The sequence below is a fragment of the Nocardia sp. NPDC059691 genome (genome assembly GCF_042733915.1).
GTDB lineage: Bacteria > Actinomycetota > Actinomycetes > Mycobacteriales > Mycobacteriaceae > Nocardia > Nocardia sichangensis.
Map to the genome: position 1 here is coordinate 306,391 of NZ_JBHWFB010000003.1, position 23,919 is coordinate 330,309.

Genomic DNA, 23,919 nt, shown 5'->3' on the forward strand with positions numbered 1-23,919 from the left:
CGACGCGGACTCACTCGGGAGTGAGCGTCTGCGTCGGTGAATGCAGCTTCTCCAGCGTCTTGCCCTTGCCTAGATACATGTGCACGCCACACGGCAGGCACGGATCGAAGCTGCGCACGGTGCGCATGACGTCGATGCCCTTGAAGTGCTCGCGGTCGTTCTCCTCGAAGATCGGCTGGCCCTGCACCGCGTCCTCGTAGGGACCCGGCGTGCCGAAGCTGTCGCGCGGGCTGGCGTTCCACGGCGTCGGCGGGTACGGGTGGTAGTTCGCGATCTTGCCGTCCCGGATCACCATGTGATGCGACAGCACGCCGCGCACGGCCTCGGTGAAGCCGCAGCCGATGCTTTCTTCCGGCACCTCGAACTTCTCCCAGGTCTTGGTGTGGCCGGCCCGGATCTCCGCCATCGCCTTCTCCGCGAAGTGCAGCGCGCAGGCCGCCGCGTACGCCTGGAAATAGGTGCGCGCGCGGTTGCGCTCGAGGGTGTTGCTGCCGTGCACCGGCACCTTCCACTCCAGCGTGACCGGCCCCTTGAGCGCGGTCTTGGGCAGATTGATCTGCACGCTGTGCCCGGTGGCCTTCACGTAGCCGATGTCGATGAGGTTGGCCAGCGCCGTCGACCACAGCCGGGCCAGCGGGCCGCCGCCGGTGTCCAGGGGGAGGTGATCGGTGCCGTCGAACCACCGCGGCGACATGACCCAGCTGTACTTCTCGTCCAAGTCGCGTTTCTGCGGCCGGGGGTTGGTGTGCTGGTTCCAGGGATGGCGGCGGTCCACCGGGTTGCCCAGCGGATCGGTCTTGACGAACATCTCCTGATCGGTCCAGTCCTCGTAGTACGAACTGCCCAGCAGGATCCGCAGTCCCAAGTTGATGTCGACCAGGGAGGTGGTCAGCAGTTTGCCGTCGACCACGACGCCGGGGGTCACGTACATCTTGCGGCCCCAGTCCGCCATGTCCTTGTACTCGAAATTGCAGAACTCCGGGTCCTGGAACGAGCCCCAGCAACCCAACAGCGTGCGCCGCAGGCCGACCTTCTCGTAGCCCGGCAGCGCCTCGTAGAAGAAGTCGAACAGATCGTCGTGCATCGGCACGACCTTCTTCATGAACTCCACGTAGCGCATCAGCCGGGACATGTAGTCGGTCATCAACTGGATCGTCGCGACCGTGCCGGGTCCACCGGGATACAGCGTGGACGGATGGACGTGCCTGCCTTCCATCAGGCAGAACATCTCGCGCGTGATCCGGCTGACCTGCAACGCCTCCCGGTAGAACTCACCGGTGAACGGGTTGAGCGCGCGCATGATGTCGGCGATGGTGCGATACCCGTGGTCGCCCGCGTGCGGCGCCTCGGTGTTCTCGGCCCTGGCCAGCACGCCCGGATTGGTCTCGGAGACCATCTTCTCGCAGTAGTCGACGCCGACCAGGTTCTCCTGGAAGATGTTGTGGTCGAACATGTACTCGGCGGCCTCGCCCAGGTTGACGATCCATTCGCCGAGGTGCGGCGGGCGCACGCCGTAGGCCATGTTCTGGCAGTAGCACGAACAGGTGGCGTGGTTGTCGCCGCAGATGCCGCAGATGCGGCTGGTGATGAAGTGCGCGTCGCGCGGGTCCTTGCCCTTCATGAAGATCGAGTAGCCGCGGAAGATGGACGAGGTGCTGTGGCACTCGACCACTTCCCGATTCTCGAAGTCGATTTTGGTGTAGATGCCGAGGCTGCCGACGATGCGAGTGATCGGGTCCCACGCCATCTCGACGAGGCGGTCCGGCTCGATCGTTTTGTGCGACGGCTCCGGAATGATCTGGGTCATCAGAGAACCTCCTACCAGGTGCGGGTCGCGCCGGTTTCCAGCTTCCGGCCGCGGTGCCGCCAGTGCGGCTCCTTGTCGACCGTGCGTCCGGTGATGTGACGGAGGCTGCGGATCACCGATCCGTAGAGCCCCGATGCGCTGGACGAGAGCTTTCCGCCCGGTGGTTCGTCCATGAACGGCATGAACTTGTCCGGGAATCCCGGCATGGTGCAGCCGATGCAGATGCCGCCGACGTTCGGGCAGCCGCCCAAGCCGTTCATCCAGCCACGCTTGGGCACGTTGCACTTGACCACGGGCCCCCAGCAGCCGAGCTTCACAATGCATTTCGGCGAGCCGTACTCGGTGGCGAACTCACCCTGCTCGTAGTAACCCGCGCGGTCGCAACCCTCGTGCACCGTCGCCCCGAACAGCCACTTGGGCCGCAACGCGTCGTCGAGCGGAATCATGGGCGCCTGGCCGGTCGCCATGTAGAGCAGATAGGTCAGCGTCTCCGACAAGTTGTCCGGCTGGATCGGGCAGCCCGGCACGCAGACGATCGGAATACCCGCTTTGCTCTTCCAGTCCCAGCCGAGATAATCCGGCACGCCCATCGCGCCGGTGGGATTGCCCGCCATGGCGTGGATGCCACCGTAGGTCGCACAGGTGCCCGCCGCCACGATGGCCGTTGCCTTCGGCGCGAGACGGTCGAGCCATTCGCTGGTCGTCATGGGCTGGCCGGTGGCGGGATTGTTGCCGAACCCGCACCAGTAGCCCTCCTCTTTGATCTGCTCGTTCGGAATCGAGCCCTCGACCACCAGCACGAACGGTTCGAGTTCCCCGCGGTCGGCTTTGAAGAACCACTCCAGGAAGTCGTCCGCACCGCCGTTGGGGCCGCACTCGTAGTCGATCAGCGGCCAATGCACGGCGATCTTCGGCAGACCGGGAAGCGCGCCGAGGGCGATCTCTTCGACGCTCGGCTGCGTGGCCGCCGTCAGGGCGACCGAATCACCGTCACAACTGAGTCCCGCGTTGATCCACAGAACGTGGATCAGCGTCTCTTCGGCTCGTACTGCTTCCTGAGTGGGCATTTCTCGCCACCTTCCGCAGCGGACCACGGGGGCCGAATCTCGCCTTTCTCGAAGAAGGGGTCACCCGCAGATGTGATCCTGATCACTTCACTTTAAGCGCGCCCGGCGGCTTCCTCAAGAGCCGCCGGACCGGCCGCGCGACGCTGCTCGGCCAGCCAGTCGTACCAGGTAGACAGGCCTGTTCCGCTGCTCACGGACAGCGGCAGGACCTCGACGCCGGGGTGTATCGAATGGATGTATTCCCGGCATCGGTCCACATCGAAATCGACATACGGCAGCAGGTCGGTCTTGTTCACCAGGACCAGCCCCGCCGCCTGGAACATGTGCGGATACTTCAGCGGTTTGTCGGTCCCCTCGGTCACCGAGATGACGACCACCTTCTCCCGCTCCCCCAGATCGAACAGCGCCGGGCAGACCAGGTTGCCGACGTTCTCGACGAACAGCAGTGTGCCCGGCGCCGGGTCGAGGGTCTCCAGCGCGCGATACATCATCTCCGCGTCGAGGTGACATCCCGCGCCGGTGTTGACCTGCACCACACGGCACCCCGTCGCCTTGATCCGGTCGGCATCGAGCAATGTCGCCTGATCCCCTTCGATCACCGCGATCGGGGACTGGCCGGACTCACGGATGGTGCGCTCCAGCAGCGTGGTCTTACCCGCGCCCGGCGAACTCGTCATATTGAGCGCGAGGATGCCGCGCCCGGCCAGCCAGTCCCGGTTGCGCTGCGCCAGTTCGTCGTTCTTGGCGAGGACCTTCAACTCCAGGGTGACCGTCTCGGTGGCGGGCACGTGGACGTGGTCGGCGCCGGGGCCGTGCTGGTGTGGATGGTGGTCCTCGTGCGTGTGCTCATGGTCCGCATGGGCGTGATCGTGCCCGTCTGCGTGCTGGTGATCGTGCGGGACGCGAATCAGCGCGGCGGCGTCGTCGCCGCACCCGCAGGTTGCGCACATGCCTCACTCACCTCCATGGATCGGATACGCAGCTCGCGCCCGGAGCGGATCTCGACATCGGCGCTGCCGCAGGGACACAGCAGGATCGGGTCCGGCAGCCGGAACTCGGCGCCACAGGTACGGCATCCCGCCACCCCCGGGATCTCCACCAGGACCAGGTCCGCGCCCTCGGCGACCGTCGCCTCGGCCGCGACTTCGAAACAGAACCGCATGGCATCGGGTACGACAGCGCACAGCGCGCCGACCTCGACGGTGACGGAATGGACCCGCCGGCCCGCCGCGTGCTCGCAGACGGCGTCGATGACGCCGCGCGTGATGGCCATCTCGTGCATCCGGACCTCGATTCCTCGAGTGGACAACTTGAGGCTACTCCCGGGCAAACCGCCCGCGGGGCAAATCTTCGATGCTCGGCGAACGCGTCTCCGGGGCGTCACGCGTTACGTCGGCCACGGACCACGGATACCGGCGAAGCCACGGCCGGAATCCCCCTCCGGATCCCTGCCGCCCGGCAGCAAACACCTCGTGCTTACCCATGCGCCGACCCGTCACACCTGCGTCCGCCGACGCGGTCAGTCGGGGTCGACCACGGTGCGGACCTGGCCGCTGTCGGCATCTATCGTCACGTCGTGCTCCACGCCCGCGGGAGTGGTGAGCTCCACCTCCCACACCGCGACCCCCCGGTCCGTGTCGAGCTGGATGGACGTGACCCGTCCGCCCGGCACGGCCGCCAGGGCCTTGTCGATGGCCTGCTGCCTGCTGATACCGGTATCGGCCACCAGCGACCGGTCCGCCGCGACCGAACGGAACGCGACGGTGTGATCGTCCGGACCGCCGGTGGCCACCGCGGACAGGACCGCGCTCAGACCGACGACGGCGGCCGCGACGGCCGTGCCGACGAGCAGCCAGCGAAGACCGGCGTAAGCACGGCGGAATACGGTTGTCATGGGAAACCTCCTGCGCGAGTGATGATCTCGAATGCGTTCACTGTGGCGAACCGAGCTGAAGGCGAGCTGAAGTCACCTGAAGACGGTTTCAGGATCCGTCTGCCACTCTTGGGGGATGCGTCTGCTGATCGTCGAAGACGAGAAACGTCTGGCTCGCACGCTGGCAAAAGGGTTGTCGGCCGAGGGATTCGCCGTGGATGTGGTGTACGACGGCGCCGAGGGCCTGCATCTGGCGACGACAACCGACTACGACTTGATCATCCTCGACATCATGCTGCCCGGCATGAACGGCTACCGCGTCTGCGCCGCGCTGCGCGCCGGTGGCCACGAGACGCCCGTGCTCATGCTCACCGCGAAAGACGGCGAATACGACGAGGCCGAGGGCCTGGACACCGGCGCGGACGACTACCTCAGCAAGCCGTTCTCCTACCTGGTGCTGCTGGCCCGCATCCGTGCGCTGTTGCGCCGCCGGACCCGCGGCGGCGCGCGCGTGTTGCGCGTCGGCGACCTGATCGTGGACCCGGGCACCCGGACCTGCCGCCGCGGCACGCGGGACGTGACGCTGACCGCCAAGGAGTTCGCCGTGCTCGAGCACCTGGCCGTCCGCGCCGGGGAGGTGGTCTCGAAAGCCGATATCCTGGACCATGTCTGGGATTTCGCCTACGACGGCGACCCGAACATCGTCGAGGTCTACATCAGCACATTGCGCCGCAAGATCGACGCGCCGTTCGGACGCCGATCGATCACCACCGTTCGCGGCGCGGGCTACCGGCTGACGGCCGATCGTGCCTGAGCGAGCCGCGCGGGCCTGGTGGCGCTCGGTCCGCGTGCGCACCACGGTCGCGGCGACGGTTGTGGTCGCGGTGGCGCTGACCGCGGCCGGGCTCGTGGTGCTGGCCGTGCTGCGGCACAACCTGGTGCACAGCGCCGAAATGCAGGCGGAGTCCACCGCGCAGGACGTGGCGACGCAGCTCGCGACGGGCACGGATCTCGCCCGGCTGCGGCTTCCCGATGCCGAAAGCGAACCGGTGCAGGTCGTTTCGCTCGACCGCCGCGTGCTCGCGGCCGACGACGACCTCGCGGGCAAACCGCCCATGGCCGAGTTCGGCCCGTACGCCAAGACTTCCGATGACGATGACGAGGACGAGGAGGACGACGAAGAGGACGAGGACGAGAAGCCGGGCCGCGAAAGCCTGTCGCAACCCACGGACCCCACGGCGGCCGACGCCGAATTCGGCGACGTGCGGCTGACGGTGGACGACGAGGACGGGCCGCATCCGTTCCGGGTCGCCGCCCTCGCGGTGACCATCCGGGGCGGACAGCCCGCCACCGTCTACGCGGGCTCCTCGCTGGCGACCGCCGACAGCGCGGTGGCGGACGCACGGCAAGCGATGCTGATCGGCCTGCCTCCGCTACTCCTGGTGGTCGCCCTGGTGACCTGGCTGGTCACCCGGCGCGCCCTGCGCCCGGTGGAGGCGATTCGCAGGCAGCTCGCCGAGATCATGGACGGCGATCTCTCCCTGCGCGTGCCGGAACCGGGCTCCCGCGACGAGATCGGCAGGCTGGCGAGCACCACCAACGCCACGCTCGCCGCGCTGGAGGAGTCCACGGAGCGCCAGCGGCGGTTCATCGCCGACGCCGCACACGAGTTGCGCAGCCCCATCGCGAGCCTGCGCACCCAGCTCGAGGTGGCCCAGGCGCACCCCGAACTGCTGGAACTGGACGGACTGATCGGCGACACCATCCGGCTGGAACATCTCGCGGCGGACCTCTTGCTCCTGGCCCGGCTCGACGCGGGCGAGCAACCGCGCGCGGATCGGGTGGACCTGACCGTGCTGGTCCGTGAGGAGTTGGAGCACCGCGTCCGGGACCGGGTGGCCGTGCGGATCTCGATACCGGAAGAGCCCGTGGCGGTCACCGGGAGCCGTACCCAGCTCGCCCGCGTTCTGGGCAACCTGGTCGACAACGCGCAGCGGCATGCCGCGAACACCGTTGACGTCGCCGTGGACCACGACGCCGACGAGCGGGTGGTGCTGTCGGTCACCGACGACGGACCGGGTGTGCCGCCCGCCGACCGCGACCGGATCTTCCAGCGATTCGTCCGCCTGGACGACGCGCGCAGCCGCGACGATGGCGGCGCGGGCCTCGGCCTGGCCATCGTCCGCGACGTCGTGGAACGCCACGGCGGCACCATCCACGTCACCGACGGCACACCCGGCGCCCGTTTCGTGGTCACGCTGCCCGCAGCCGGTACGTAGCCGGGCGCAACGGGTTCGACGTTGGCAGGTCACGGACCTACGACACCGCCACGGTGCCCACGACGAATCCGCCGCTCGCAGCCCTGGACAGCCCCGTCGGCGGCGAGGCCCTGCCCTTGTCACGCGTCAGCCGAGCTCGCACGCGAACCGGGCGGCGACAACGCGATTCGGCACCGCACCGTCGTTCAACTGGCGAGCGCGCTACGCAGACTCTCGATGACGACCCGACGCGCGGCACGCCCTTCCGGGGTCGGGGTCAGCGGATAGACATGGGGCAGGCCGGGAGCCTCGTGGTAGTCCACCACGACCCCGGCGTCGCGCGCCGCCTCGACCAGCAGGAGGGTGTCCGGCCACAGGATGTCATCGGTGCCGCAGAAGACCGTCAGCGGGCCGAGTCCGCGCGGGTCGGCGGCCAATGGGCTGACGCGCGGGTCGGCGAGCTCGAGATCGCCGCGCCAGTGTTCGATGAACACGCGCGATCCCGCGACGCCCAGCCACGGGTCCCGTGGCTGCACGACCTCGATTTCCGGATTGGTCAGCGACAGATCGAGCGCGGGGGCGATGAGCACGGTGCCGGGCAGCCGCACGTCGTGCTCGTCCCGCAGGGCCACCGCGGCCGACAGTGCGATCTGCCCTCCGGCGGAATCCCCTGCCACGCATACATTTCCGTAGGTCTCCCGGTTGGCGAGCGCCAGCTCCACGAAGCCCGCGACGACCTGACCTGCCGTCCCGAACGGAATCAGCGGGTAGATCGGGACCGTCACCGCCGCACCGGCTTCCGCGGTGACCGCCGCGCACAGCGCCCAGTGCTGCGGCGCGATCTCGTGCACCCAGCCGCCGCCGTGTGCGTACACAACGTTCCCTCGTGGCGTGCGCCCGCGCGGAGTGAGGGTGTAGACCGGCCAGCCGCCGCGACGCTCCACCGTGATGGTCACATCCGCGCGCAGCCGCCGCGGCGGACCGTAGTTGCGAGGCCGCACGCTCCGATCGAGGACCCGCCTGCGCGCCGCGTCGGCATCGATGAACACGCGATTGGCCCGCGTCGCCTTCAGGTACCCGCGCACCACCTGGTTGGCCAGACTCGGCATCGCATCTCCTCCACTCCGGCGACCGGCGAACGGCGAGTTCGCCATCACCTCGGAAGGCGATTGTGCCGCACCCGGGCCGGCGGCAGCCGTCGGCCCGAGCCGGAATTCGCGCGGTCAGGACAGCTTCAGGCTGCGTCCGATGATCTCTTTCATGATCTCGGTGGTGCCGCCGTAGATGGTCTGGATGCGGGCGTCCATGTAGGCCTTGGCGATCGGGTATTCCTTCATGTAGCCGTATCCGCCGTGCAGTTGCAGGCAGCGGTTGATCAGGTCGAGCTGCTCCTCGGTGCTCCACCACTTCGCCATCGCCGCGTCCTCCGCGGTCAGCTTGCCCTCGTTGAGCAGCTCGATGAACTTGTCGACCATCAGCCGCACCGCCGTGGTCTTGGTGGCCAGTTCGGCGAGCACGAAGCGGGTGTTCTGCAGCGCGCCGATCGGCTTGCCGAACGCCTTGCGGTCGCGGACGTACTGCACGGTCATGTCCAGGCAGGACTCCATCGCCGCCGCGGCCATGACGGCGATCGACAGGCGTTCCTGCGGCAGGTTGTGCATGAGGTGGATGAAGCCCATCCCCTCGGTGCCGAGCAGGTTCTTGCCGGGCACGCGCACGTCGGTGAAGCTCAGCTCGGCGGTGTCCTGGGCCTTGAGGCCGAGCTTGTCCAGGTTGCGGCCGCGCTCGAAGCCGGGCATGCCGCGCTCGACCACGAACAGGCTGAAGCCCATGGCCCCCTTCTCGGGGTCGGTCTGCGCCACCACGATCACGATGTCGGAGTTGATGCCGTTGGTGATGAAGGTCTTGGCGCCGTTGAGGATCCAGTCGTCCCCGTCCCGCACCGCGCGAGTCTTGATGCCCTGCAGGTCCGAACCGGTACCGGGTTCGGTCATCGCGATCGCGGTGATGATCTCGCCCGCGCAGAAGCCGGGCAACCAGCGCTGCTTCTGCTCCTCGTTGGCCAGCTCGAGCAGATAAGGCGCGATCACATCGTTGTGCAGCGAGAAGCCGAGGCCGGAGTATTGGCCGCGCACCGACTCCTCCGAGACGATGGCGTTGTAGCGGAAGTCCTTCACCCCGCCGCCGCCGTACTGCTCCGGCATGGCCATGCCGAGGAAGCCCTGCTTGCCCGCCTCGAGCCAGACCGCCCGGTCGACGATGCCCTGCTCCTCCCACTTCGCGTGATTCGGCGCGACGTGCTGATCGAGAAACTTGCGGAACGACTCCCGGAACAGTTCGTGCTCGGGTTCGAACAGTGTGCGTTCCACGCCAACCTCCTAGTGACCACACCGGCCGGTCCACACCGACCAGTCGTTGCCCCATACCGTACCCGGGGCGAGAATCCCTGTTCACTTCTGGGGCCGGAACCATGGTCTCACCAGGAGCGGCGGATCGGGTCGAGATCAGCGAACGAGATTCCCGGCAAACGATCGAAGGCTTGGGACGATTGGCCGCCGGCCGGGGCGTGACGCCGCAGAACGAGGCCGGCCTGCCACTGACCGGCACGCGCTTCGGTTGTCGATCAAGACGACGAGCCGCGCGACCACGGGCGCCGACGAAGCCGACTCAGGCGAAACGCCGACAGGCGCAGACGCCGCTCGCCGATGGCAACGACCGCCGCGGCACCCGGCGCGCGAGGTCCGATCCGTCGACGAACCGATGGTGTCGACGGAGGATCCGGCCGACTGTCATGTCCGAGGCCGGAAACCGCGCGCACGACTGGGATCGCTGGGGGCTCGGCTGGTAGAACGGCTCGCAGTCGCTCCGATCGTCGGCGGCCATCCAGCTTACGGCGCGCTCGAGAACCGGCCGTCACGAAACGTGTTCCGACGACTCAGCCGCCGACCGTTTCCGCGGCCGCGCAAGCTTCAGCTCGCGACGGCGATGCGTCCGGCCGGGAAGTTCCGTGGCGAAGGCGCTGATCGGGCGTGAAACGGTCGAGCCGTGAGCTCGGCGGCGAATCGCCCTACGTGACGTGCCGCATGCAGCACCGACGCCGACGATGGACAGTCGGACGATGAACAGTCGACCGACGCGCCGATCTCCGAAGCCATCAGCGTGTCAGCCAGCCCCGCAATCGGCCCACCAAGGTGCGGCCTTCGTCACGCGCGCGTTCGGCGAAGAGGAAGTTCATCTCCTCCTCCAGCGCTTTGCGCACCACGTCGCGGAATTCCGTGGCGGCGGCGTGCATGTCGCCCGCGTTGCGCCACGGCGCCGGGTCGATGGGCGCACCGGCGGAGAAGTAGAAGCGTTCCGGACGGGGGATGACGGTGGGACCGACGCCGCGGATGAGTGGCGGGGTGAGGTCGCGGCTGAGCCCGAGCGCTTCCACGGTCCAGCGCAGGGGGCGCAGGATCGGATGGTCGCCGTCGACCAGGATGTCGTAGGCGTCGTCGACGCCGATCATCGCGACCGGGACGATGGGCGCGCCCGCTTCGATCGCCATGCGCGCGAAACCGCTGCGCCCCTCCCACTTCAGCAGGTACTTCTCGTTCTTGCGGCGGACCGCCTCCCGGCCACCGCCAGGGAACACCATCACGGCTTCGCCGCGCCGGAGCAGGGCCAGGCAGTTGGACCGAGTGCCGCGCACCGCGCCGTAGTGGTGCAGCAGGTGCCGGACACCGGGAACGTTGATCAGCACGTTCTCGGCGAGACCGCGGATCAAGCGGCCGCGGCGGCGCAGCACCTCGGGCAGCAGCATGGGGGCGTCGATGCCGCCCAGCAGGTTGTGGTTACCGACCAGCAGCACCGGGCCGTCGGCCGGGATGTTCTCCAAGCCGTAGAAGCGCGGGCTGGTCCACGCGCGCAGCGGCGCGAGCAGGGTGTCGATCACCCGCAGATCGGTGTCGGTCAGCGAAACCGACAGCGGCGCACCGTCGCTGAGCGCCGGATCGGCGCTGTTCGCGGCGCCGGAGCGCCGGGTGCGGGAATCGGAGCGGGCGTCCGACATGAACCCTCCTGGTGTCGATTCGATGACGATAGCGCAACGAAATCGACTGCGTCGCACCGGATGTGCGCGTCGCATCGCGACACGCCCGATCCGGTCGGTCGACCAGCTCGTTCGCCGTCCCGGCAAGCCTGTCGCGAACTCGCACTTCAGCGGCGGTCCGCGAGCACGGATACGCCGCGGACCAGCGCGCGGAAAGACAGCGTCACATCTCAGGGAGTGAGATGCTCGACCTAATCCTGCGTACCGGCCGTGCCCGCGTGCGCGTACTCCGACAAGGCGGCGGCGAGAGCATGCGGGACGCGCGCGTGGACGCGGGTTCCGCCCTCTTCGTGATCCGAACCGAGGATGCGGCCATCGGCGTGGATGCGGGCGAGCAGGTCACCGCGCGTGTACGGCAGCAGCACGCTGATCTCCACGTCCAAGTCCCCGAGCAGCTCGGCGAGCCGCTCGCGCAGCCCATCGATCCCGCGGCCGCTGCGCGCCGACACGAACGACGCGTCGGGCAGCAGCGCACGCAGGTTGGTGAGCTCGGTCGGCCCCATCGCGTCGGTCTTGTTCACCACCAGCAGTTCGGGCGGGGCGGGCGTACCGGATTCCTTGATCACGTCCGTGATCACCTCGCGGACCGCCTTGATCTGCTCGGCGGGCAGCGCGTCGGAGCCGTCCACCACGTGCACCAGCAGGTCGGCGCCGGTCACCTCCTCCAAGGTGGAGCGGAAAGCCTCGACCAGCTGGGTCGGCAGGTGCCGCACGAAGCCGACGGTGTCGGTGAAGACGACTTCGCGCCCGTCGTCCAGCTCGGCCCGGCGGGTGGTCGGATCGAGGGTGGCGAACAGGGCGTCCTGGACCAGCACGCCGGAGCCGGTGAGCTTGTTCATCAGGCTCGACTTGCCCGCGTTGGTGTAGCCGACGATCGCGACGGACGGGATGCCACTGGACGTGCGGCGCGACCGCATGGTGTCGCGCGCGGTCTTCATCTCGCGGATCTCCCGGCGCAGTTTGGCCATCCGCTCACGGATGCGACGACGATCGGTCTCGATCTTGGTCTCACCGGGGCCGCGCAGACCCACGCCGCCGTTGCTACCGGCGCGGCCACCGGCCTGCCGGGACATCGACTCACCCCAGCCGCGCAGCCGGGGCAGCATGTACTCCATCTGGGCCAGCGAGACCTGCGCCTTGCCCTCCCGGGAAGTGGCGTGCTGAGCGAAGATGTCCAAAATCAACGCGGTCCGGTCGACCACCTTGACCTTGACCACCTTCTCCAGGGCGGTCAGCTGAGCGGGGGTCAGCTCACCGTCACAGATGACGGTGTCCGCGCCGGTCTCCAGCACCACGGAGCGCAGCTCGTCGGCCTTGCCGGAGCCGATGTAGGTGGCCGGATCCGGCCGGTCGCGGCGCTGGATCAACGCTTCCAGCACCTCGGAGCCCGCGGTCTCGGCGAGCGCGGCGAGTTCGGCCATGCTGGCATCGGCCTGCGTGGCGGTCCCCGTGGTCCAGACCCCGACCAGCACGACGCGCTCCAGGCGCAGCTGCCGGTACTCGACCTCGGTGATGTCGGTGAGCTCGGTGGACAGGCCCGCCACACGGCGCAGCGAACTGCGGTCCTCCAACTGCAGTTCACCGGTGGTCGGATCGGCCGACCAACCCGATCGCCGCATCCGTGCCCGGTGCTCGGCGACGACGTCGCCGGTCACCGCGTCTTCGCCGGACACCGCGTCGTCGGCCGCATCGGCGGCGCGATCGTTCGCGTCCGCCGGAGTGAATTCATACGTCTCTGACTTCCTCATACACCATCCATGCTGCCACGACATCACCGCAGCACGCACCCGGTTATCGGGGCGATGCCGCTACCGACCGTCCCACCAGGACCCGGCGAGGCGACCCGAGGCCAGCAAAACCGACGGCCCGCGCAGCCATGCCGACCCGCGCTCGAGCCCGACGGTCAGTTCGCCGCCGGGCACCCGGACCGTCACCCGACCGGAGTCGGCGCCGATCCGGAAGCCGTCGGCGGCCAGCGCCGCGGCGGCCGCGGCGACGGTACCCGTTCCGCAGGAACGGGTCTCGCCCACACCGCGCTCGTAGACCCGCATGTCGACCGACCTCTCGGCGTCCAGCGCCGTGACGATCTCGACGTTCACCCCGTGTGGGAACAGGTCCGGATCGAAGCCGGGCGGCACGGTCAGGTCGAGCTTGCCGAGCGCGTCCACGGACATACCCGGATCGACGCAGGCCAAATGCGGATTGCCGACATCGATGCCGATCCCGGGCAGCGCCCAGCCCGCGATGGTCGCGGTGGACGGGCCGAGTTCGCGCACCCGGCCCATGCCGACGGTGACGTCCCCGGTGACCGAGTTCCCGGCATGCACGGTGACCGGGCGCGCCCCGGCGCGGCTGCCGACCACGAAGCTGTCGCGGGTTTCCAATCCCGCCGCGTGCAGGTAATGCGCGAATACGCGCACGCCGTTGCCGCACATCTCCGCGATCGAGCCGTCGGCATTGCGGTAATCCATGAACCAGTCGTCGGCGCCCACGTCCTCCGGAAGCTCCGCCAGCACACCGGCGGCCTGCAACGCACCGGCCCGCGCGACCCGCAACACGCCATCCGCGCCGAGCCCGCGCCTGCGATCACACAGCGCGCCGACCTGCTCGGCCGTCAGCGCGAGGCCGGCCTGCGGGTCGGGCAGCACCACGAAATCGTTCTGGGTGCCGTGCCCCTTGGTGAACTCGATATCCGGCACGTGCGATGTCTCCCTGTCTCGTCGTCATTTGGCAAACGTCCGGCGTTGCCGGGAAATTTCGTAGAGCGCCACCGCGGCCGCCGAGGGCGCCCCCAGCGAGCTGGCCGTCCCACCCATCGGGATGTGCACCATGTCGTCGCAGGCCGCCTCCCACGCGGCGCTCATACCGCTGGTCTCGTTGCCGATGACGAGGATGGTCGCGTCGGTGAAGTCGTAGTCGTAGGCGGCGTGGCTGCCGTGCTCGTCGGTGCCAACGATGCGGGTCGGGATGCCGCGGCGGATCTGCCGGTTGCGGAACTCCAGCACCTGCGCGGGCCCGGCGGCGCGGATCACCGGCACGGCGAACAGCGAACCGGTCGAGGCGCGCACCGCCTGCGGGTCGTACTGGTCGGCGCCGTGTCCGGTGACGATGACGCCGCTGGCGCCGAACGCGTCGGCCGAGCGGATCAGCGTGCCCAGGTTGCCCGGCGAGTTGGGCCGGTCGAACACCACGACCACCGGCGCGTCCTCCCCCGGCTCACCCGGCTCGAAGGCCTCCAGTTCGGGCTGCCGCGACTCCGCGACCGCCACCAGTTCCGGTATCCCGGCGGCCTTTTCGCCGAGTTCGGCCATCAGCTCGGGCACCAGGCCGACCTGTGGCACTCCGCTGGTGTCCAGCACTTCGCGCGCCCAGCTGGACAGCTCGGGGCCGCCGAGCCGGTACAGCAGCGTCTCCAGCGGCCAGTCGTTGGCCATGGCCTGCGTGATCGGACGCACGCCCTGCACCAGGAAACGGCCGTCGCGATGACGCTTGGTGCGGTTGTTGAGGTAGGCCTGCCACACCTGGACGGAGGCGTTGCGCGTGCTCACACGTCGGGTCACTGCGGAGTCCGTTCTTTCTCGTCGAGCAGGGCCAGCGCCGTCGCGGCCGGATCAGGGGCGGCGCCGTCCACCCACCGCACCCGGGGATCGCGCCGGAACCAGGAGCGTTGCCTGCGCACGTAGCGCCGCGTGCCGATCAGGGTGCGTTCCTGAGCATGGTTCAGGTCGTATTCGTTGTCCAAATAGGCCAGGACTTGTGCGTAGCCGATGGCCCGCCGGGCCGTGACGCCCTCGCGCAGGCCGCACTCGATCAGGCCGCGTACCTCCTCGACCAGCCCGCCTTCGAACATCGCGGCGGTGCGCCGCTCGATGCGCGCGTCCAAGGCCGCGGTCTCCCGGTCGACGCCGATGACGATCGTGCCCCAGCGCGGCTGCCCGATGGTCGGCGCCGACGCGGCGAACGGCTGTCCGGTGAGTTCCACGACCTCGAGCGCACGCACCATACGGCGCCCGTCGGTGGGCAGGATGGTGGCAGCGGCCACCGGATCGGCCGCGCGCAGCGCCGCGTGTACGGCCGCGACGCCCCGCTCGGCGAGCACCGCCTCCCAGCGCGCCCGCACGGCCGGATCGGTGGCCGGGAACTCCCATTGGTCCAACAGCGCCTGGACGTACATCATCGAGCCGCCCACGATGACGGGCACCCGGCCGCGCCCCATGATCGCGACGACGTCCGCGCTCGCCGCCGCCTGATACGCGGCCACGGACGCGGTGTCGGTCACGTCGAGCACGTCGAGCTGGTGGTGCGGGATGCCCCGGCGCTGCGCGACGGGCAGCTTCGCGGTGCCGATGTCCATGCCGCGGTACAGCTGCATGGCGTCGATGTTCACGATCTCGCCGCCGAGTTGTTCGGCCAGGTCGAGAGCCAGATCGGATTTGCCGGTGGCGGTGGGGCCGACGACCGCGATCGGAGTGATGCCGGAATCCGTCACGGCGCGTCGTCTCCCGCGGGCCGCCAGAGGCTCACGTGGTAGCCGACTCCGAACGGGGCGTCCCGGTAGCGCGTCTCGACCAGCGGATCGGCGCGGAACAGCCCGGCCAGCACCTGATAGGCCGGGCGGCCCGTCACGCCCAGTTCGGCACACAGTCCGGAGTCGAGTGCCCGCAACGCGGCGCGATCACCTGTGCTCAGCGCGGCGTCCAGCCGGTCCTGCACCGGGCGGGCCCGTTCGTCGAGGTAGCCGGGCGCCTTGACCGACAGCGTCGCCGCCCCGTCGGCGACGACCAGCACACCGCGCGGCTCGCCGTCGCTGTCCAGCTCGGCACGCAGCTTCGTCCCGGTCTCCCGGCAATGCTCCGCGGGCGCGTCCGCGGCGACGACACTCGCCTCGGCGACCGCGTCAGGGGCGACCTGCCCGCGTAGCCACCCGCCGATCAGTACGGCCAGCGGCAACCCGGCATCGGCCTGCCGCGCTCCGGCGACGGCGGCACTCGAGAGGCCGACCCGCACGTCGACGCCGAAGCCGCGGAACGTGCCGACGGTCTCCGGACCGAACGTGCGGTCACCGGCATCGGCGCCGATCACCGTCCAGTGGCCTGTCACGGACGCGAAGGCGCGCACGGTGTCGAGCACGGCCGACCGCAGCACCGCGCGCGGATCCGAATCCCCTGCTCCCGCCGTGTCCGCCGTACCACCGCACAACTCGGGGACCAGCACGGGCGGCGACGGAACGAGGGCGGCGACGGAGAACACGTCGTAACCGTAGTCGTTGCGGGTACTGCCGGTACCGGCCGGCTTCGAGTGTCTCTGCCGTAAATACCGCCGAGATTGATAGTGTTCGAGGAGCTACAACCCAGGTCATCAGGGGTTGGAATCCGCGGGATTCCTCCGTGGGAAGGCATGGATCGATGGTCACAAGGGCTCGGACCGGGTTGAATGGGATGAGCTAGGGCGTAACCAGGCAGCCGTGACGCGCGGCAGGGACGAGGAAAAATGACCGACAGCAACGGAACCGCGAAAGCCGGACCCGGCAAGATGCCCCGTTCTTCCGGTGCTCCGAAACCGGGCCGCTCGATTCAACCGCCCAAACCGCACGCGGTCAAACCCGCCCCGGGCCCGGCCCAGCAGCATCCCCATCCCGTCGTCGTGCCCACCGTCTCCGATCCGAGCCGGTGGGGCCGGGTCGACGAAGACGGCACCGCGTGGGTGAAGACCGCCGAGGGTGAACGCCAGATCGGCTCATGGCAGGCCGGTGACGCCGCGGAGGGCTTGGCCCACTTCGGCCGCCGGTTCGACGATCTGGCCACCGAGGTCGCCCTGCTGGAGGCCAGGTTGGCCGCGGGCGCGGACGCACGCAAGACCAAGGCCGCCGCCGTCACGCTGGCCGAGTCGCTGCCGACCGCCGCCGTCATCGGCGACATCGAGGGCTTGGCCCGGCGCCTGCAGGCCATCGCCGAGCACTCCGAAGAGGCCGCCGCGCACGCCAAGGAAGAGAAGGAACGCGCTAGGCACGAGCACACCGAACGCAAGGAGGCGCTGGCCGCCGAGGCGGAGAAGATCGCCGCCGAGTCCACCCAGTGGAAGGCCGCGGGCGATCGGTTGCGCGAGATCCTCGACGAGTGGAAGTCCATCCGGGGCGTGGACCGCAAGGTCGACGACGCGCTGTGGAAGCGCTACTCCAAGGCGCGTGAGGCGTTCAACCGCCGCCGCGGCGCGCACTTCGCCGAGCTGGATCGCGAACGCGCCGCCGCGAAGGCGCGCAAGGAAGAACTGTGCGTGCAGGCCGAGGAACTGTCCGGCTCCACAGAGTGGGTGGCCACCGCGGGCATCTTCCGCGATCTGCTCACCGAGTGGAAAGCCGCCGGTCGCGCGCCGCGCGAGGCCGACGAGGCGCTGTGGCGGCGCTTCAAGAGCGCCCAGGACGTCTTCTTCGCCGCGCGCAACGCCGCGGTCTCCGAGCGCGACGCCGAGTTCGAGCACAACGCGGCCGCCAAAGAGGAACTGCTGAACCACTACGCCTACATCGATCCGTCCGCCGACCTGGAAGCGGCCCGCGGCGCGCTGCGCGAGCTCCAGGACAAGTGGGACGCCATCGGCAAGGTTCCGCGCGAGCGCATGCAAGAACTGGAAGGCAAGCTGCGGGCTATCGAGAAGCGTGTGCGCGACGCCGTCGACGCGCAGTGGCGGCGCACCGACCCCGAGGCGATGGCCCGCGCCGCCCAGTTCCGCGAGCGCGTGGCGCAGTTCGAGGAGCAGGCCGCGAAGGCGCAGGCCGCAGGCAAGGCTCGCGACGCGGAGAAGGCGCTGGAACAGGCCAAGCAGTGGCGAGAGTGGGCCGAGGCCGCCGAGGGAGCCGTCAGCAACCGCTGAGATATCGGCACGATCGAAACGAACAGCGGCCCCTCCCGGCTGGGATGGGCCGCTGTCGTGTGGAAAGAGCCGGTCAGGAATCGCCCATCAGCCGACGACGGTCGCGTTCCTCCGCCGCCGCGGCGGCGTTGCGGCGCTGCTCCTCTGCGGCCAAGTGCAGTGCGGTGCGGCTCCACACCACCCGGATCCAGTGGAAGGTGAGCACGACGGTCACGATCGCGCCGAGGATCAGGCCGATGCCGGGGCCCGCGCCGACATAGTTGCCGAGCCCGGGCGTCTGGCGGTGCCAGACGGACAGCACGCCGAACACGGCCGCCACGGCACTGCCCGCGACCGCGACCCAAGCCAGCACCCAGCGGCGGGTCATCAGCGCCAGCATCGAGAAGCCGATGCCGAACACCACGACGAACCACACGAAGATCCGCGAGGGCAGCCCGATGTGCTCGGCCCGCGCGACGTCGGTGTTCAGCAGCACGTCGAAGCCGCGCGCCGCGCCGGCGTGCGACAGCACCAGCGAGGCCAGCAGCAGGAACACCGAGCCCGCCACGACCATCGCGCGGACGCCGGGATCGATCTCACCGGCGATCTTGCGCTCGACGGCGTCGAGATCGTCGCGGAACTGTTCGAAATCGGCGGTGCTCTCGACCGAGCTCACGGAATCCTCGTTTCGTTCGTCTGCGTCGGGGCTCGCCGGCTCGCGCCCCCGGTCGGCCGCGGACGCGCCGCGCTGGTCGTCGCCGGACGCGGGGACAGATCCATCGGCGCCACGGGTGGCGTCGTCGTTGTCCTGCGGGCTCGCGGTCATGCGTCGCAGCCGGTCGAGCAGCTCGCGGCCGTGGGTTCCGGGGCGGGTGCGCCGATGCGAGGCAGTCCGAGCCCGACGCCGATCGGCGCGGTCTTCGGGGTGACGCCGCGCTCGTGCGCGTCACCGGCGCGGGTACGGCGGTGGGTCTTGATCGCGGCATCGGCGACCAAGTGGTGCGGCGCCGCGGCGGTGATGTCCACCGTGATCAGATCGCCGGGGCGGATCGGCTCGGCCGTGCCGCCCGGGCGGAAGTGCACCAGCCTGCCGTCGCGGGCGCGGCCGCTCATGCGCGCGGTCGCGGCGTTCTTCTTGCCCGCGCCCTCGGCTACCAGCAATTCCACCTCGGTGCCGACCAGCTCTCGATTGGCCGTCAAGGAGATCTCCTCCTGCAACGCGATGAGCCGGTCGTAGCGCTCCTGCACCACGGCCTTGGGCAGCTGATCGGGCATGTCGGCGGCGGGCGTACCGGGCCGCTTGGAGTACTGGAAGGTGAACGCGCTGGTGAAACGCGCCTGCCGGACCACGTCCAGGGTCTCCTGGAAATCCTCCTCGGTCTCGCCGGGGAAGCCGACGATGATGTCGGTGGTGATCGCGGCATGCGGCATCGCGGCGCGCACCTTGTCGATGATGCCGAGGTAGCGCGCCTTGCGGTAGGAGCGGCGCATCGCCTTGAGCACCCGGTCCGAACCCGACTGCAGCGGCATGTGCAGCTGCGGGCAGATGTTCGGGGTCTCGGCCATGGCCTCGATCACGTCGTCGGTGAACTCCGCCGGGTGCGGCGAGGTGAACCTGACCCGCTCCAAGCCGTCGATGTGTCCGCACGCGCGCAGCAGCTTGGCGAACGCGCCGCGGTCGCGGGGTTCGTCCGGGTCGGCGAACGAGGCGCCGTAGGAGTTCACGTTCTGGCCGAGCAGCGTCACCTCGAGCACGCCCTGATCCACCAGCGCCCGCACCTCGGCGAGCACGTCACCGGGGCGGCGGTCGACCTCCTTACCGCGCAGTGACGGCACGATGCAGAAGGTGCAGGTGTTGTTGCAGCCGACCGAGATGGAAACCCAGCCCGCGTAGGCGGATTCGCGCTTGGCGGGCAGGGTGGACGGGAACGCCTCCAGCGACTCCAGGATCTCCACCTGGGCTTCCCTGTTGTGCCGCGCCCGCTCCAGCAGCACCGGCAGCGAACCGATGTTGTGGGTGCCGAAGACCACGTCCACCCACGGCGCCTTGCGCACCACGACGTCGCGGTCCTTCTGCGCCAGGCAGCCGCCCACGGCGATCTGCATGCCCGGATGGCCCGCCTTGATCGGCGCGAGGTGGCCGAGCGTGCCGTAGAGCTTGTTGTCGGCGTTCTCACGCACCGCGCAGGTGTTGAAGACGACGAGGTCGGCCGTCGCGCCGGGCGCGGCCTTCACGTAGCCCGCGTCCTCCAGCAAACCCGACAAGCGTTCGGAATCGTGCACGTTCATCTGGCAACCGAAGGTGCGGACCTCGTAACTGCGTGCTGTGCCCTCGGCGGGCGCGGGAGACAACACTGCCTGTCCGATCGAATCCACCCGTCCAGGGTACGGGGCGGCCTCCGGTGGCTTTCGCGGGCATCGACGCAGGCTCGGGGCGGTCCACCGCCGACGACGGAGGAACCGCGAAGTTACGCGCACATGTCGAATCGGCGTGGCGAGAGGGTGTGTCGCCGAAAGTCGGGCAAATTTCCGATTTTTGCCTAAGGTCATGACCATGACCGACGACGACGCCGCGCCCGCCACGACCGGGGACGCCTCTGCCGGGGCCGTCAACGCCGCCACCAGCGGCCCACCGATGATCTTGATGCGCAAAGTGGACAAACACTTCGGCGACCTGCACGTACTCAAGGACATCAACCTCGAGGTCCCCAAAGGGCAGGTCGTCATCGTGCTGGGCCCCTCGGGATCCGGCAAGTCGACGCTGTGTCGCACCATCAACCGGCTGGAGCCGATCGATTCCGGTGACATCGCCATCGACGGTGTCCCGCTGCCCGCCGAGGGCCGCGCGCTGGCCGCGCTCCGCGCCGACGTCGGCATGGTCTTCCAGTCCTTCAATCTCTTCGCGCACAAGACGATCCTCGAGAACGTCGTGCTCGCGCCGGTCAAGGTCCGCAAGATCAAGAAGGACGCCGCCCGCGCCCGCGCCATGGAGCTGCTCGACCGGGTCGGCATCGCCGATCAGGCCGACAAGTACCCGGCGCAGCTGTCCGGCGGCCAGCAGCAGCGCGTCGCCATCGCCAGGGCGCTGGCGATGAACCCGAAGGTGATGCTGTTCGACGAGCCGACCTCCGCGCTGGACCCGGAGATGGTCAACGAGGTGCTCGAGGTCATGGTGTCGCTGGCCAAGGACGGGATGACGATGCTGGTCGTCACCCACGAGATGGGCTTCGCGCGCCGCGCGGGGAATCGGGTGCTGTTCATGGCCGACGGCCAGGTGGTGGAGGACGCGACGCCGGACACCTTCTTCACCGCCCCGAAGTCCGAGCGAGCGAAGGATTTCCTGGGCAAGATCTTGAGCCACTGACCTGCCGGACACAGCGGCCAGCACACCCACTGGATAGGGAGAAGGAACTCGATGAGGATCAATCGCGCTCTGCGCATCGGTGTCGAGGCGATCGCCCTGACACTCGCCGCCGCGACCGCCACCGCGTGTGGCGGCGGCGGCGACAAGTCCGCCCTGGATCACGCCAAGGACGGCAAGCTCACCATCGGCATCAAGTTCGACCAGCCGGGTCTGGGCCTGCGGAACAAGGACGGGTCCTACAGCGGCTTCGACGTCGAAGTGGCCAAGTACGTCGCCGGGAAACTGGGTGTGCAGCCGAACGACATCACGTTCAAGGAAGCGCCGTCGCCGCAGCGTGAGACCCTGATCGAGAACGGACAGGTCGACTACATCGTCGCCACCTACTCGATCAACGACAAGCGCAAGGAGAAGGTCGACTTCGCCGGTCCGTACTACGTCGCGGGACAGTCGCTGCTGGTGCGCGCCGACAACACCGACATCAACGGCCCGGACAACCTGAAGGGCAAGAAGGTCTGCTCGGTGAAGGGCTCCACCCCAGCCCAGAACATCGAGAAGAACTTCCCCGACACGCAGTTGCAGACCAACGACACCTACTCGCTCTGCCTCGAGGGCCTGCGCGCCGGATCCTGGGACGCGGTGACCACCGACGACATCATCCTGGCCGGTTACGCGGCGCAGAGCAGCGGCGCGTTCAAGGTGGTCGGCAAGCCGTTCACCACCGAGAACTACGGCATCGGGTCGAAGAAGGGCGACAAGGAACTGCGCGACAAGATCAACGACGCGATCGAGGCGATGATCGCCGACGGTTCCTGGAAGAAGGCGTTCGACTCGACCGTCGGCGCCTCGGGCTACCAGGCCCCGCAGCCGCCGACGGTGAACCGGTACTGAGCGTCCGCACCGTTCGCCTCAGCACGGGTGGCCCGTCCCCGACCGGGCCGGGCCACCCGCCGCACCTCCCCTGACCATCGCGACCCGATCGGAGGAACGCGTCCGCCGTGTTCGACCTGATCTCGAGGTACGACAGCCAAATCCTCGAAGCCTTCTGGGTGACCATCCAGCTGACCGTGCTGTCCGCGGTCGGCGCGCTGATCCTCGGCACCGTCGTCGCGGCGCTGCGCGTGTCCCCCGTGCCGGTCGCCCGCTGGGTCGGCACCGCCTACGTCACCATCTTCCGCAATACTCCGCTCACGCTGATCATCGTGTTCATGTCGCTGGGCCTCTACACGACAATGGGCTGGCGCCTCGCCGGCGAGGGCCCGAACTCGCTGGCCCAGAACAACTTCCGCTTCGCGGTCGTCGGCCTGAGCATCTACACCGCCTCCTTCGTCTGCGAGTCGCTGCGCGCGGGCATCAACACCGTGCCGATGGGCCAGTCCGAGGCGGGCCGCTCGCTCGGATTCGGCTTCCTGCAGAACCTGCGGCTGGTCGTGCTGCCGCAAGCCTTCCGCTCGGTGATCGCCCCGCTGGGCAGCGTGCTGATCGCGCTGACCAAGAACTCCACCATCGCCTCGGCGATCGGCGTCGCCGAAGCGGCGACCCTGATGGCGGAGATGACCGAGACCGAGGCCGCGGTGCTGGCGATCGGCGCGATCTTCGCGCTCGGCTTCGTGATCCTGACCCTGCCGACCGGCCTGTTCTTCGGCTGGCTGGCCAAGAAATACGAGGTGTCCCGATGAGCGCAGGCGCTTCGGTCCTGTTCGACGCGCCGGGCCCGAAGGCGAGGCTGCGCAACAACGTCTACTCGCTGCTGGTCGTGGTCGCCGTGGCCGCGACGGGCTGGGTGCTCTATCGCGGTTTCGCCGACAAGGGGCAGTTCACCGCGGAGAAGTGGAAGCCGTTCCTGGAGGCGGAGGTCTGGTCGACCTACCTGCTGCCCGGTCTGCGCGGCACCGTCGTCGCCGCGCTGCTGTCCATCGTGTTCGCGCTGATCATCGGCATGATCTTCGGCGTCTTGCGGCTGTCGGACCATCGCGTGGTGCGCTGGGTCGCGGGCACCGTCGTCGAGGTGGCGCGCGCCATCCCCGTGCTGATCCTGATGATCTTCCTGTTCGCGGTGTACTCCCAGTACGACGTGTTCCAGTCCGAGGATCTCGCGCTCGCCGCGGTGGTCACGGCGCTGACCGTCTACAACGGCTCGGTCATCGCGGAGATCGTGCGCGCGGGCATCCGCTCGCTGCCGAAGGGGCAGACCGAGGCGGCCGTCGCGCTGGGCATGCGCAAGAACCAGCTGATGCGGTTGATCCTGCTGCCGCAGGCGATCACGGCCATGCTGCCCGCGCTGGTCTCACAGATGGTGGTCGCGCTCAAGGACTCGGCGCTGGGCTACCAGATCACCTACGTCGAAATCGTGCGCTCCGGCCAGCAACTCGGCGCGGCCGAACAGAACACGATTCCGGCGCTGATCGTCATCGCGATCGTCATGATCGCGCTCAACAGCGCGCTGACGCTGGTGGCGACCAGGCTGGAACGGCGGCTGCGGGCGCGCAAGCGCGGAAAGGGCGGCGGCGCTGTCCTCGCCGCGGACTCGGTCATCACCGATGCCGCGCCCGGCGTCGACCTCGGCCAGAAGCCCTGAGCCGGGCTGCGGAAACCTTGCCGCGCAAGCGAACTGGTT

At 68.9% G+C, this 23,919-nt stretch carries 22 protein-coding genes; 7 read left to right on the top strand and 15 right to left on the bottom strand.

The window, feature by feature from the left end; genetic code table 11:
• Positions 1-10: 10 nt before the first annotated feature.
• The 5 genes from ACFV2O_RS08595 to ACFV2O_RS08615 form a co-directional block, all read right to left on the bottom strand.
• A complete protein-coding gene (locus ACFV2O_RS08595) occupies positions 11-1,807 on the bottom strand; it encodes a nickel-dependent hydrogenase large subunit (protein WP_355070264.1) in 1,797 nt (598 codons plus the stop codon).
• An 11-nt stretch (positions 1,808-1,818) separates the two neighbouring features.
• A complete protein-coding gene (locus ACFV2O_RS08600; RefSeq protein WP_355070263.1) occupies positions 1,819-2,874 on the bottom strand; it encodes a hydrogenase expression protein HypE in 1,056 nt (351 codons plus the stop codon).
• 92 nt (positions 2,875-2,966) lie between these two features.
• Positions 2,967-3,824 carry a hydrogenase nickel incorporation protein HypB gene (gene hypB, locus ACFV2O_RS08605; RefSeq protein ID WP_379251247.1) on the bottom strand — a complete coding sequence of 286 codons (858 nt, stop codon included), beginning with the start codon at positions 3,822-3,824 and terminating at the stop codon, positions 2,967-2,969.
• Positions 3,782-4,156 carry a hydrogenase maturation nickel metallochaperone HypA gene (locus ACFV2O_RS08610; RefSeq protein ID WP_379251566.1) on the bottom strand — a complete coding sequence of 125 codons (375 nt, stop codon included), beginning with the start codon at positions 4,154-4,156 and terminating at the stop codon, positions 3,782-3,784. The genes hypB and ACFV2O_RS08610 overlap by 43 nt, the downstream gene beginning before the upstream one ends.
• Positions 4,157-4,393: 237 nt before the next feature.
• The gene (locus ACFV2O_RS08615) at positions 4,394-4,768 is read right to left on the bottom strand and encodes a PepSY domain-containing protein (RefSeq protein WP_379251249.1); all 375 of its coding nucleotides are present in this window, start codon (positions 4,766-4,768) and stop codon (positions 4,394-4,396) included.
• A gap of 115 nt (positions 4,769-4,883) precedes the next feature.
• On the opposite strand from ACFV2O_RS08615, the gene ACFV2O_RS08620 reads away from it, so the two are divergent.
• Together ACFV2O_RS08620 and ACFV2O_RS08625 are read left to right on the top strand one after the other, a co-directional pair.
• Positions 4,884-5,561 carry a response regulator gene (locus tag ACFV2O_RS08620; protein WP_379251251.1) on the top strand — a complete coding sequence of 226 codons (678 nt, stop codon included), beginning with the start codon at positions 4,884-4,886 and terminating at the stop codon, positions 5,559-5,561.
• On the top strand, positions 5,554-7,026 hold the full coding sequence (locus ACFV2O_RS08625) for a sensor histidine kinase (protein WP_379251253.1): 1,473 nt from the start codon (positions 5,554-5,556) through the stop codon (positions 7,024-7,026). Before ACFV2O_RS08620 ends, ACFV2O_RS08625 begins: the two co-directional genes overlap by 8 nt.
• 185 nt (positions 7,027-7,211) lie before the next feature.
• Here ACFV2O_RS08625 and ACFV2O_RS08630 read toward each other — a convergent pair whose 3' ends face one another.
• From ACFV2O_RS08630 to ACFV2O_RS08665, 8 genes are all read right to left on the bottom strand, one after another.
• Positions 7,212-8,114: an alpha/beta hydrolase fold domain-containing protein gene (locus ACFV2O_RS08630; protein ID WP_379251255.1), complete on the bottom strand. Its 903-nt coding sequence runs from the start codon at positions 8,112-8,114 to the stop codon at positions 7,212-7,214.
• Positions 8,115-8,228: 114 nt separating this feature from the next.
• On the bottom strand, positions 8,229-9,374 hold the full coding sequence (locus ACFV2O_RS08635; protein ID WP_379251257.1) for an acyl-CoA dehydrogenase family protein: 1,146 nt from the start codon (positions 9,372-9,374) through the stop codon (positions 8,229-8,231).
• 785 nt (positions 9,375-10,159) lie between these two features.
• The gene (locus ACFV2O_RS08640) at positions 10,160-11,056 is read right to left on the bottom strand and encodes a lysophospholipid acyltransferase family protein (RefSeq protein ID WP_379251259.1); all 897 of its coding nucleotides are present in this window, start codon (positions 11,054-11,056) and stop codon (positions 10,160-10,162) included.
• 230 nt (positions 11,057-11,286) lie between these two features.
• The gene (gene hflX, locus ACFV2O_RS08645; RefSeq protein WP_379251567.1) at positions 11,287-12,714 is read right to left on the bottom strand and encodes a GTPase HflX; all 1,428 of its coding nucleotides are present in this window, start codon (positions 12,712-12,714) and stop codon (positions 11,287-11,289) included.
• 189 nt (positions 12,715-12,903) lie between these two features.
• A complete protein-coding gene (gene dapF / locus ACFV2O_RS08650) occupies positions 12,904-13,785 on the bottom strand; it encodes a diaminopimelate epimerase (RefSeq protein WP_356962444.1) in 882 nt (293 codons plus the stop codon).
• A 33-nt stretch (positions 13,786-13,818) separates the two neighbouring features.
• Positions 13,819-14,655, bottom strand: a complete 837-nt coding sequence (locus ACFV2O_RS08655; protein ID WP_364426073.1) for a TrmH family RNA methyltransferase — start codon at positions 14,653-14,655, stop codon at positions 13,819-13,821.
• Positions 14,652-15,584 (bottom strand): tRNA (adenosine(37)-N6)-dimethylallyltransferase MiaA, encoded by a 933-nt coding sequence (gene miaA, locus ACFV2O_RS08660; RefSeq protein WP_356961496.1) that lies wholly within the window; start codon positions 15,582-15,584, stop codon positions 14,652-14,654. Before miaA ends, ACFV2O_RS08655 begins: the two co-directional genes overlap by 4 nt.
• Positions 15,581-16,345: a hypothetical protein gene (locus tag ACFV2O_RS08665; RefSeq protein WP_379251261.1), complete on the bottom strand. Its 765-nt coding sequence runs from the start codon at positions 16,343-16,345 to the stop codon at positions 15,581-15,583. The genes miaA and ACFV2O_RS08665 overlap by 4 nt, the downstream gene beginning before the upstream one ends.
• A 240-nt stretch (positions 16,346-16,585) precedes the next feature.
• Between ACFV2O_RS08665 and ACFV2O_RS08670 the strand changes: the two genes are divergently transcribed.
• Complete coding sequence (locus ACFV2O_RS08670) at positions 16,586-17,962, top strand: DUF349 domain-containing protein (protein ID WP_356961492.1); 1,377 nt, start codon at positions 16,586-16,588, stop codon at positions 17,960-17,962.
• A 73-nt stretch (positions 17,963-18,035) separates the two neighbouring features.
• Here the strand turns inward: ACFV2O_RS08670 and ACFV2O_RS08675 are convergent, their stop codons facing one another.
• Both ACFV2O_RS08675 and miaB read right to left on the bottom strand, forming a co-directional pair.
• Positions 18,036-18,767, bottom strand: coding sequence for a hypothetical protein (locus ACFV2O_RS08675; RefSeq protein ID WP_379251263.1), 732 nt, complete (start codon positions 18,765-18,767; stop codon positions 18,036-18,038).
• Complete coding sequence (miaB, locus tag ACFV2O_RS08680; protein WP_379251265.1) at positions 18,764-20,317, bottom strand: tRNA (N6-isopentenyl adenosine(37)-C2)-methylthiotransferase MiaB; 1,554 nt, start codon at positions 20,315-20,317, stop codon at positions 18,764-18,766. Before miaB ends, ACFV2O_RS08675 begins: the two co-directional genes overlap by 4 nt.
• A gap of 259 nt (positions 20,318-20,576) precedes the next feature.
• Here miaB and ACFV2O_RS08685 point away from each other — a divergent pair, with 259 nt between their 5' ends.
• The 4 genes from ACFV2O_RS08685 to ACFV2O_RS08700 all read left to right on the top strand — a co-directional run bounded on the left by ACFV2O_RS08685 (position 20,577) and on the right by ACFV2O_RS08700 (position 23,880).
• Positions 20,577-21,305 (top strand): amino acid ABC transporter ATP-binding protein, encoded by a 729-nt coding sequence (locus tag ACFV2O_RS08685; protein ID WP_379251568.1) that lies wholly within the window; start codon positions 20,577-20,579, stop codon positions 21,303-21,305.
• A 51-nt stretch (positions 21,306-21,356) separates the two neighbouring features.
• Positions 21,357-22,193, top strand: a complete 837-nt coding sequence (locus ACFV2O_RS08690; protein WP_379251267.1) for a glutamate ABC transporter substrate-binding protein — start codon at positions 21,357-21,359, stop codon at positions 22,191-22,193.
• Between the two features lie 107 nt (positions 22,194-22,300).
• Positions 22,301-22,981: an amino acid ABC transporter permease gene (locus ACFV2O_RS08695; RefSeq protein ID WP_355070237.1), complete on the top strand. Its 681-nt coding sequence runs from the start codon at positions 22,301-22,303 to the stop codon at positions 22,979-22,981.
• The gene (locus ACFV2O_RS08700; RefSeq protein ID WP_356961487.1) at positions 22,978-23,880 is read left to right on the top strand and encodes an amino acid ABC transporter permease; all 903 of its coding nucleotides are present in this window, start codon (positions 22,978-22,980) and stop codon (positions 23,878-23,880) included. The genes ACFV2O_RS08695 and ACFV2O_RS08700 overlap by 4 nt, the downstream gene beginning before the upstream one ends.
• The last annotated feature ends 39 nt before the right edge of the window (positions 23,881-23,919 follow it).